Annotated in this window: 8 protein-coding genes; 6 read left to right on the forward strand and 2 right to left on the reverse strand. The window is 74.6% G+C overall.

Annotated features, from left to right (window positions below; genetic code table 11):
- The first annotated feature begins 98 nt into the window (after positions 1-98).
- Both ACWGJO_RS31915 and ACWGJO_RS31920 read left to right on the forward strand, forming a co-directional pair.
- On the forward strand, positions 99-1,136 hold the full coding sequence (locus ACWGJO_RS31915; RefSeq protein ID WP_452189079.1) for a LacI family DNA-binding transcriptional regulator: 1,038 nt from the start codon (positions 99-101) through the stop codon (positions 1,134-1,136).
- A 248-nt stretch (positions 1,137-1,384) separates the two neighbouring features.
- The gene (locus tag ACWGJO_RS31920) at positions 1,385-2,443 is read left to right on the forward strand and encodes a substrate-binding domain-containing protein (RefSeq protein ID WP_452189081.1); all 1,059 of its coding nucleotides are present in this window, start codon (positions 1,385-1,387) and stop codon (positions 2,441-2,443) included.
- A 58-nt stretch (positions 2,444-2,501) separates the two neighbouring features.
- Here the strand turns inward: ACWGJO_RS31920 and ACWGJO_RS31925 are convergent, their stop codons facing one another.
- Both ACWGJO_RS31925 and ACWGJO_RS31930 read right to left on the reverse strand, forming a co-directional pair.
- The gene (locus tag ACWGJO_RS31925) at positions 2,502-3,281 is read right to left on the reverse strand and encodes a sugar phosphate isomerase/epimerase family protein (protein WP_452189083.1); all 780 of its coding nucleotides are present in this window, start codon (positions 3,279-3,281) and stop codon (positions 2,502-2,504) included.
- 5 nt (positions 3,282-3,286) lie between these two features.
- Positions 3,287-5,227: a DUF2264 domain-containing protein gene (locus tag ACWGJO_RS31930; RefSeq protein ID WP_452189085.1), complete on the reverse strand. Its 1,941-nt coding sequence runs from the start codon at positions 5,225-5,227 to the stop codon at positions 3,287-3,289.
- Between the two features lie 253 nt (positions 5,228-5,480).
- Here ACWGJO_RS31930 and ACWGJO_RS31935 point away from each other — a divergent pair, with 253 nt between their 5' ends.
- The 4 genes from ACWGJO_RS31935 to ACWGJO_RS31950 all read left to right on the forward strand — a co-directional run bounded on the left by ACWGJO_RS31935 (position 5,481) and on the right by ACWGJO_RS31950 (position 9,782).
- A complete protein-coding gene (locus tag ACWGJO_RS31935) occupies positions 5,481-6,812 on the forward strand; it encodes an ABC transporter substrate-binding protein (RefSeq protein WP_452189087.1) in 1,332 nt (443 codons plus the stop codon).
- The gene (locus ACWGJO_RS31940; RefSeq protein WP_452189089.1) at positions 6,809-7,768 is read left to right on the forward strand and encodes a carbohydrate ABC transporter permease; all 960 of its coding nucleotides are present in this window, start codon (positions 6,809-6,811) and stop codon (positions 7,766-7,768) included. The genes ACWGJO_RS31935 and ACWGJO_RS31940 overlap by 4 nt, the downstream gene beginning before the upstream one ends.
- A complete protein-coding gene (locus tag ACWGJO_RS31945; RefSeq protein WP_452189091.1) occupies positions 7,765-8,679 on the forward strand; it encodes a carbohydrate ABC transporter permease in 915 nt (304 codons plus the stop codon). The genes ACWGJO_RS31940 and ACWGJO_RS31945 overlap by 4 nt, the downstream gene beginning before the upstream one ends.
- A 122-nt stretch (positions 8,680-8,801) precedes the next feature.
- Positions 8,802-9,782 (forward strand): hydroxyacid dehydrogenase, encoded by a 981-nt coding sequence (locus ACWGJO_RS31950; protein ID WP_452189096.1) that lies wholly within the window; start codon positions 8,802-8,804, stop codon positions 9,780-9,782.
- Positions 9,783-9,831 lie beyond the last annotated feature (49 nt).

Genomic DNA, 9,831 nt, shown 5'->3' on the forward strand with positions numbered 1-9,831 from the left:
TGCGGTCGGTGCCGGCAAGGGGAAAGCGCTTTCCCGGAGGTTATGGAGATATGCTTCGCACGTCAATGCAGGTGGCGGAGGAAAGCGGGGAACGGTCGATGGGTGTCACCCTCAGTGAGGTCGCCCGTCACGCCGGGGTCTCGCTCGCGACGGCCTCCCGGGCGCTCAACGGCTCGGCCCGGACGGTCGGCGGGGAACTGGCCGCGAAGGTCCGGGCCAGCGCCGACGCCCTCGGGTACCTGCCGAACGCTCCCGCCCAGGCGCTCGCCCGGGCGACCACGGCCAACGTCGGCGTGCTCCTGCACGACGTGGCCGACCCGTACTTCGCGGCCATCGCCCGCGGAGTCTCCGACGCCGCCGGGCGGGCCGGGCTGCTCCCGCTGGTGATCAACACGGACGGGGAGCCGGAGACGCAGGTGCGGGGCGTCCGCATGCTGCACGGCCAGCGCGTGCGGGCCATCGTCCTGGCCGGCTCCGCCCACACCGACCCGGCCGCCGTGCGGGCCGTCGACGCGGCGCTCGCCGACTACCGGGCGGACGGCGGACGGATCGCCACCATCACCGACCACGGCCCCGGCTACGACGCCGTCCTGCCGGACAACCGCGCGGGCGCGGCCGACCTGACCCGGGCTCTGCTCGGCCTGGGGCACCGCGAGTTCGCGGTGATCACCGGGCCGGAGCGGCTGCGGGTCCCGATGGAGCGGCTCGCCGGGGTGCGCGAGGCGCTCGCCGAGGCGGGCGTCGAGCCGGCCGAAGGGGCCCTCCAGCACGTGGAGTTCACCCGTGCCGGGGGCCGCGAGGCGGTGCGGCGGCTGCTCGACCGCCCGCAGGCCGAGTGGCCGACCGCCGTGCTGGCGCTGTCCGACGTCTGCGCGATCGGCGTGCTCGGCGAACTGCGCGCGCGGGGGGTCGACGTGCCCGGCCGGATGTCCGTGGCCGGCTTCGACGACATCCCGTTCGCAGCGGACGTGGCGCCGGCGCTCTCGACGGTGCGGATGCCGCTGGAGCGGCTCGGCGCGAGTGCCGTCACCCTGGCGCTGGAGTCCGACGGGGGCGGGCGGCCGGTCCGGCTGGCCCTGCCGACCGAGGTCGTGCTGCGGGGGAGCACCGGGGCGGCGCCTGCGCGGGAGCGGTGAACGGGGGAGCGGCCGGCCGGGCGACGGTGCCGGACGCCCGGTGGGCGGGCGGTTCGGGCGGTTCGGGCGGTTCGGTCAGGTTTTCGCAGGCCGGGAACGCGGGATGGCCTGACCGGACGATCGGCCGACCGGTACGGTGGGTCTGATCGACTCGGCACATCTGTGTTCGTTCGATCGAATTTCGATTGAACGAGCCAGATTGATCAGATGCCGTGCGGCACGGGGCACGGGGCACGCAGGAGGAAGCCATGACCATCACGGCCGAGGAGCGTCGGTCCCGGATCCTCGAGGTCGTGCGCGACCTCAGAACGGTACGCGTGGTGGACCTCGCCGCCCGGATGGGCCTCTCGGCCGTCACCGTCCGCCGCGACGTGGCGGTGCTCGCCGACGACGGGCTGCTGCAGCGCTCGCACGGCGCCGTCTCGCTGCCGCGCGCCAAGCCCACCGCGACCGAGGGCGCCGACCGGGTCCTGGGCATGCTCGTCCCCACCGTCGGCTCGTACTTCGACGAGGTGGTCGGCGGCGCCCGCTCGGCCGCCGCGGACGCCGGTGCGCGCCTGGTGCTCGCCATCGCCCCCTACGAGTCGGCCGACGACCGCGCCCAGGTCGGGCAGCTGCTCGACTCGGGGGTGGACGGCCTGCTCCTGACCCCCAACTGGCGTCCGGCCGGCGGCGAGGACCGGCTGTGGACCGGTGGGCTCCCGGTGCCCGCCGTGCTCGTCGAGCGCCGCCCGCCCGCCGACGGCGAGGGCGCGCCGCTGGACTCCGTCGGCTCGGACCACCGGCACGGCGTCCTGCTGGCCCTGCGCCACCTGGTCTCGCTCGGGCACGGCTCGGTGCTGCTGGTCGCCCGGGAGGACACCTGGACGGCGCACCAGGTCCGGGCCGGCTACGCCGAGGGGACGGCGCTGCTGGGGCTGGAGCCGCAGCCGGTGATCGACATCCGCCGCCCCGGCGTCGACTCCGAGGCCGTCGCCGAGCGGATCGCCGAGGCCGCCGCCCGGGGTGTGCGGGCCGTGCTGGTCCACAACGACCAGGACGCCATCCAGCTGCCGCCGCTGCTGCGGGCCCGGGGCCTCCAGGTGCCGGACGACGTGGCGCTGATCGCGTACGACGACGTGTTCGCGGCCCTCGCCGCGCCGCCGCTGACCGCTGTCGCGCCGCCGAAGCGGGCCGTGGGCGCGGCCGCCGTGGAGCTGCTGCTGCGCCGCCTGGACCTCGGCGGCTCGCTGCCCGTGCACCGCCTCGAACTGCTGCCCTCACTGGAGATCCGCACCTCCTGCGGGGGCGCGGGCGCGGCCGGCTGAGGCGCGGCCGGGCGGAGCCCCGGGGCGTCCCGGCCACGCCGCCCGGCCCGCCCCGGCCTCAGGCCGCGAGCCGGGCGAGGTAGGCCGCGCCGGGGCCCAGCAGCCCGGGCAGCGGGGCGGCGGCCGGGTACCAGGGCGCCTCGTACTCCCAGGACACCCAGCAGTCCGCCGGCAGGGCGCGCACGCACTCGGCGATCGGCAGCACGCCCGCCCCGAGCGCGATCGGCGTGAGGTCGTCGTCGCTCGCGACGTCCTTGACCTGGACGTAGCCGAGGTGGGGCGCGAGCGCGGCCAGGCTCTGCGCCGGGCTCTCGCCGGCCAGCCGGGTGTGCAGCAGGTCCCACAGCGCGCCGACGGCCGGATGCCCGACCAGGTCGAGCACGCGCGCCACGTCGCGCCCGGAGCGGTGCGAGTCGTGGGTCTCCAGCAGGATGCGGACGCCGAGGGAGCGGGCGGTGTCGGCCGCCGCGGCCAGCCGCCGGGCGGCCCGCCGGTCGTCCTCGCCCGGCGCGGACCGCGCGCCGTGCGGGAAGACGCGCAGATGGCGCGCCCCGAGGTCGGCGGTCAGCCGGAGGTGGTCGGCCAGGGCGGCGGCCAGCCGGTCGTCGTCGCCCGGCGCGGCGACGCCGAGGTAGCAGGCCACGGCGAGCGGGGTGATCCCGTGGGCGGCGAACTCCCGCCGGGCGCTTCGCCGTTCCCCGGCCGTCAGGTCGGGGTGCACCGGTTCGCCGGGCGCGCACCGCAGTTCGAGTCCCTGCCAGTGGTGTTCGGCGGCCAGCCGGAGGACCTCGGTGAGCGGGCGGCCGGGCAGGCCCAGGGTGGAGAGGGCGAGTCGCACGGTGGTCAGTCCTCCCGGCGGACGGTGACGGAGCCGGTGGCGAGCAGGGCGGTGTGCCGCCCGCCGTCCGGCCAGCGGACGTGGATCAGGTGGCCCCGCGGGGCCCGTTCGGTGCGGACCTCGACGGCCGCGCGGGGCGGCCGCACCGGGCCCCGGGCGAGCCGTGCGGTGCTGACGAACAGCGCGGCCGGGTCGGCGGTCCGCCCGGCGACCCGGGGTACCGCGCCGACGGCGCCGAACGCGGTGCCCGAGGGCAGCGGGTCGGTGCCGGCGCTGGTGAAGCCGCTCGCGCAGCGCAGCAGCGAGACGAGCGGCAGGCCGTCCGGCCCGGTGGCGGTGGCGGTGGCGAGCGGCCCGTCCACGGCGGTCTCGACGGAGTCCCCGGCGACCGCCCAGCCGCTGTGCCGGACCTCGGTGCCCGGCTCGGCCCCGGCGACCAGGTGGGCGTGCACCTCCTCGGCCCCGGCGGCGAGGACGAGCGAGGTCACGACGACCCCGGGGAGTTCCGCGCCGCCCGCCCGGGGCCGGTGCTCGGAGGCGGCCCAGCCGTCGCCGGCGCCGAGCGGCCGGATCCGGCCGCGCTCGGTGAGCGTGCCGCCGACCATCAGGCCGAAGTGGTTGTCCGGCGGTCCGTCCAGGACCGGGCCGGTCGCGGTGGAGTGGGCGAGGCGCGCGTAGAGCGGGTCGTCGGGCAGCACCTCCTCCGCGGGCTGGTCGTCGCTGCCGTGGTTGTGCAGCCGGACGAGGCCGTCGGCGGCGGTGGACTGGATCAGCCGGCCGGGGCGGGGGAGCGGCCGGACGGCGTCGCCGAGTTCGGCGGGTCCGGGCTGTTCGACGGCCGTCCAGACCGGGTGCTCCGGCGGCAGCAGCAGTCCGAGGAAGCCCTTGGCCGCCCAGTACGGGGAGGCGGGCCCGGAGTACGGCTGGACCATCGGCGGGTACGGCCCGTGCCAGCCGGAGGTGAGCAGGCCCTCGGCGTCGAGCGCGCCGCGGTCGAGGAAGTACCGCAGGGCGCCGGAAGCGAGGCGGCGGGTGGTGCCCGCGGACAGCGGGGTGTTCCCGCAGAGCGCTCCGGCCCACAGCGGGGCCGCGGCGGCGAAGCGGTAGGTGAGCGAGCGGCCCTGGTGGACGGGGGCGCCGTCGGCGCCGAAGGCGTGCGCGCAGGCGTCGAGGTGGGTGGCGAGCCGGCCGCCGTACAGGTCGAGCAGGTGCCGGTCGCCGCCCAGGTGGGCGTGGAGGACGGGGTAGAGGTGGAAGGCCCAGCCGTTGTAGTGGTCGAAGGCGCGCGGGCGCCCGTCGGTGTACCAGCCGTCGCCCCGGTACCAGGTCTCGATCCTCGCCAGGCCGCGTTCCACGGCCCGCTCCGCGGCCGCGGCGTCGATGCCCGCCTCGGCGAGGAAGCCGCCGACGGTCAGCGGGAAGAGCCACCAGTTGTTGTCCACCGGGGCCCGGTGGAGGGCCTGGGCCAGCCAGGCACCGGCCCGGGCGCGCACGTCCTCGTCCAGGCGGTCCCAGAGCCAGGGGCGGGTGATCCGCAGGGCCAGGGCGATCGAGGCGGCCTCGACCATGGCCTGGCCCCGGTCGGTGATCACCGGCCAGGAGACCGGGTCGGCGTCGGTGAGGTCGCGTTCGGCGGTGGGGCGGCGGGTGCCGGCGGCGAGCCCTTCGGCGTAGGCCGGGAGCAGTCCGTGGGGGTCGTCGCCCCGGGCGCCCGCGACGCGGAGGGCGGCCAGCAGGAACGTCCGGGCGTACCCCTCCAGCCCGTCCGAGCGGGGCCCCGACCAGCTGGGGCGGTCGCCGGGCAGTGCGATCAGGGCGTGTTCGGGGCCCGCGTGGCGGCGGACGGCGACCAGCAGGCCGTCCGCCGCGGCCTCCCAGTGGGCCCTGGTCCAGCCGGTGAGGGGGCTGAGCGAGCGGTCTTCGGGGGGTAGCTCGATCGGGGGCATGCCGGGGCTCCTCGGTCGGTGGCGGGGGATCGGATCCGGGCGGAACCCAGATCGATCGTCCATGATATTGATCAAATGATCCGAGATGACAGGGGAAAACATCACGGAAAGGGTGCTTTCCCGTAAAGAAGCCCGAACATTGCGAGGTATGCCAGATCGAAGCGGATCATTTGATCCAGAACCCTTGACTTCGATCGAAGTGCGGTCCCAGGATGGCCCCACCCCGCACACCCCCTCCACCGGGAGACGAGCCATGTCCACCACCCCCACCCGTGTCCGCAGAGCCCCCCGTCTGGCCGCCGCCCTCGTCGCGTCCGCCCTCGGCATGACGTCCCTCGCGGCCTGCGGCAGCGACTCGTCGAGCGGTGGCGCCGAGGACGGCAAGCCCGTCGCCCTCACCTTCTGGGGCTGGGCCAAGGGCACCAAGGAGGTCGTGGCCGCCTTCAACGCCACCCACCCGAACATCCAGGTGACCTACGAGGAGATCCCCTCCGGTGTCGCCGGCGGCTACGCCAAGATCTCCAACGCGGTCAAGGCGGGCAACGCGCCCGACGTGTTCAACGTCGAGTACTCGCAGCTGCCGGACTTCGTCAGCCAGGGCGCCGTGCAGGACATCGGCAAGCTCGTCACGGACGGCGTCAAGGCCAAGTACCTGAACCAGGCCCTGGAGCTGACCACCCTCGGCGGCACCACCTGGGCCCTGCCGCTGGACGCCTCCCCGCAGGCCTTCTACTACCGCAAGGACCTCTTCGACAAGGCCGGCATCACCGCGCCGAAGACCTGGGACGAATTCCGCACCGCCGCCCGGAAGCTGAAGGAGGCCCAGCCGGACGCCCGGATCGCCACCTTCTTCCCCGACGACCCGACCACCTTCGAGGCCATGGCCTGGCAGGCCGACGCCCACTGGTTCACGAGCTCGGGCGACGCCTGGAAGGTCGACGCCACCGGCCCGGAGAGCAGGAAGGTCGGCGACTACTGGCAGCAGCTGATCAACGACGACCTCGTCCGGGTCATGCCGTCCTTCAGCCAGCAGTGGACGGCCTCCCTGCAGAAGGGCGAGACGGCCGGCTACCTCGGCGCCTCCTGGGGCGGCGGCGTGCTCAAGGGCACCGTCCCCGACGCCTCCGGCAAGTGGGCCGTCGCCCCCGTCCCCACCTGGGACGGCAACCCCGCCAGCGGCATGGTCGGCGGCACCACCTTCGCGGTCTCCAAGAACAGCAAGAAGGCCAAGGCCGCGGTGGAGTTCGCCACCTGGGCCACCAGCACGCCCGAGGGCTTCAACGCCCGCATCGCCTCCGGCACCTCCTCGGCCTACCCGGCCGCCCCGGCCCTGGTGTCCGTCGCCCAGGCCGCCTTCAAGACGGACTTCTACGGCGGCCAGGACGTCTACGCGATCTACGCCGACGCCGCCAAGTCCATCAAGCCCGGCTGGCAGTGGGGCCCGGCCATGGGCGCCACCAACACCTCCCTCAAGGACGCCTTCGGAAAGCTCACCCAGGGCGGCACCGTCCAGTCCGCCGTGGACGCCGCGCAGCAGGCCACCGTCGCCGAGCTGAAGAACCGCGGAATCAAGGTCGCCCAGTGACCACCGCCCCGACCGACCGCGCCGTCCGCACCGCGCCCGCCCGCCCCACCGGCGGGCGGCGCCGGTCCGGCCGGTACGGCGCGCCGGCCGTGCTCCTCGCGCCGTTCCTGATCCTCTTCACCGCCTGCACTCTCGTCCCGATCGGGTACGCCCTCTACCTCAGCCTCTACACGGAGCACCGCTCCGGCCTCGGCTTCGGCGGCGTCGAGACGGTCTTCACCGGCCTCGGCAACTACACCCGCGCCCTCGGCGACCCGGCCTTCCTCGACGGCTTCCGGACCACGGCCCTGTACTGCCTGCTGTACATCCCGCTGATGGTCGGCCTGTCCCTGGCGCTCGCGCTGCTCCTGGACTCCACGCTGGCCCGCGCCCGCCGCTTCTTCCAGCTCGCGCTGTTCCTGCCGCACGCGGTGCCCGGCATCATCGCCGCCCTGATCTGGATGTACCTGTACACCCCCGGCATCAGCCCGGTCATCGAGGCGCTGAACTCCGCCGGGAGCAGCCCCGACCTGCTCGGCAACCCGCTGCCCGCCGTGGTCAACATCGCGCTCTGGGAGTGGGTCGGCTACAACACCGTCATCTTCTACGCCGCGCTCCAGGCCGTCCCCCGCGAGGTGCTGGAGGCCGCGGTGGTGGACGGCGCCGGCCCGCTGCGCACCGTCCTCAGCATCAAGATCCCGCTGATCCGCGCCTCGATCGTGATGGTCGGCCTGTTCACCGTGATCGGCTCCCTCCAACTGTTCACCGAACCGATGATCCTGCACGGCGCTTCACCCGGCGTCATCAGCACCTGGACCCCCAACATGTACGCCTACACCGCCGCCTTCGACCGCGGCGACTACGGCCTCGCCGCCGCCTCCTCGGTGCTGCTCGCGATCACCGCGGCCGTCCTGTCCTTCCTCGTCACCTGGGCGACCCGCACCCGCCCCGCCCGCCGGACGGAGGACTCGGCATGACCACCCTCGCCCCCGAACGCGACACCCGTCGGCGCCCGCGCGCCCCCCGGACCGGCCGCGACCGCACCCCGCGCACCCCCTGGACGCTGTCCAGGGCCGCCGTCAACGGCGCCCTCGTGCTGGCGGCCGCCTACACGCTGCTGCCGCTCGGCTGGCTGGTCACCGCCGCCGCCAAGAACACCGGCGACCTCCTCGGCGGCCACGGCCTCACCCCGTCCAACTGGAACCTCGGCGCCAACCTGCACGCCCTCGCCACCACCGGCGACGGCATCTACTTCCGCTGGTACCTCAACTCGCTGCTCTACGCGGGCGTCGGGGCGCTGCTCTGCGCCCTCGTCTGCGTCGGCGCCGGCTACGCCTTCCACGTGTACGCCTTCCCCGGCAAGGAGAAGCTGTTCGGGCTGGTCCTGCTCGGCGTGCTGGTGCCGACCACGGCCCTGGCCCTGCCGATGTACCTGCTCGCCTCCGAACTCGGCCTCGCCAACACCTTCTGGGCGGTCTTCCTGCCCTCCCTGGTGAACCCCTTCGGCGTCTACCTCGCCCGGGTGTTCTGCGCCGGCTACATCCCCGGCGAGGTGCTGGAGGCCGCCCGCACGGACGGCGCGGGCGAGCTGCGCGCCTTCTGGTCGATCGGGCTCAGGATGGTCATGCCCGGCTTCGTCACGGTGTTCCTGTTCCAGTTCACCGCGATCTGGAACAACTTCTTCCTGCCGCTGGTGATGCTCTCCGACAACAGGCTCTTCCCGGTCAGCCTCGGCCTCTACGCGTGGAACACCCAGACCCACGCGTTCCCCGAGTTCTACCCGCTGGTCGTCACCGGCTCGCTGCTGGCCGTCGTGCCGCTGGTCGTCGCGTTCGTGGCACTCCAGCGCCACTGGAAGGCCGGACTGACCGCGGGAAGCGTCAAGTGACCCACCAGACCGCCAACTTCACGACCGCGCCGGAGAACCACGTGTCCAATCCGCCGAACCCGACCGCTGCGACCGGGAGTTCACCCGACGCGCCGCGCCGGCGCCCGCGCGCCCTGCTGGCCATGACCCCGGACCTCGTCGACCGGCTGGTCGACGACGAGACCATGGAGCGGCTCACCACTCTCGCCCGACTCGACCCGGTGTTCGTCGTCGACGACTTCACCGGCCCCGAGGCGGCCGCCGTCCTCGCCGAGACCGAGGTGATCGTCAGCAGCTGGGGCTGCCCCCCGCTCGACGAGGCCGTCCTCGCCGCCGCGCCCCGGCTGCGCGCGGTCGTCCACGCCGCCGGATCGGTCAAGCACCATGTCACCGACGCCTGTTGGGAGCGCGGTATCCAGGTCTCCTCGGCTGCCTGGGCCAACGCCCTGCCCGTCGCCGAGTACACCGTCGCCAATGTGCTGTTCGCCAACAAGCAGGTGCTGAGGCTCAGCGCGGACTACCGCGAACGGCGGGCCCCGCACGACTGGCAGGCCGCCTACCCCGGAGCCGGCAACTACCGGCGCACCACGGGCATCGTCGGTGCCTCCCGGATCGGGCGGCGGGTCCTCGAACTGCTCCGCCCCTTCGACCTGGAGCTGCTGCTCCACGACCCGTACGTGGACGAGGCCGAGGCGGCCGCGCTGGGCGCCCGCTCGGTGACGCTCGACGAACTGTGCGGGCGAAGCGACGTGGTGAGCGTGCACGCGCCCGAACTGCCCGGCACCCGGCACATGATCGACCGCCGCAGGCTCGCCCTGATGCGCGACGGGGCGACGCTGGTGAACACCTCCCGCGGGTCGCTGATCGACCAGGACGCCCTGGTCGAGGAGCTGGTCTCGGGCCGCCTCCACGCGGTCCTGGACGTCACCGTCCCGGAGGTGCTGCCCGCCGACTCGCCGCTCTACGACCTGCCCAACGTCCTGCTCACCCCGCATGTCGCCGGCTCGCTCGGCGGCGAACTGCGGCGGATGGCGGCCGCGGCGGCGGACGAGCTGGCCCGCTACGCGGACGGCAGCCCCTTCGCCCACCCGGTGCTGCGCGGCGACCTGGACCGCACCGCCTGACCGGGCGACGACCCCCGTCCGGCCGTGCGCCGAGGGCCGCAGGAGTCCC

Source organism: Kitasatospora sp. NPDC054795 (assembly GCF_053611565.1).

Coding starts and splice junctions, on each gene's coding strand:
- ACWGJO_RS31915 (WP_452189079.1), top strand. CDS start 99: ATGGGTGTCACCCTCAGTGAGGTCGCCCGTCACGCCGGGGTCTCGCTC.
- ACWGJO_RS31920 (WP_452189081.1), top strand. CDS start 1,385: ATGACCATCACGGCCGAGGAGCGTCGGTCCCGGATCCTCGAGGTCGTG.
- ACWGJO_RS31930 (WP_452189085.1), bottom strand. CDS start 5,227: ATGCCCCCGATCGAGCTACCCCCCGAAGACCGCTCGCTCAGCCCCCTC.
- ACWGJO_RS31935 (WP_452189087.1), top strand. CDS start 5,481: ATGTCCACCACCCCCACCCGTGTCCGCAGAGCCCCCCGTCTGGCCGCC.
- ACWGJO_RS31945 (WP_452189091.1), top strand. CDS start 7,765: ATGACCACCCTCGCCCCCGAACGCGACACCCGTCGGCGCCCGCGCGCC.
- ACWGJO_RS31950 (WP_452189096.1), top strand. CDS start 8,802: ATGACCCCGGACCTCGTCGACCGGCTGGTCGACGACGAGACCATGGAG.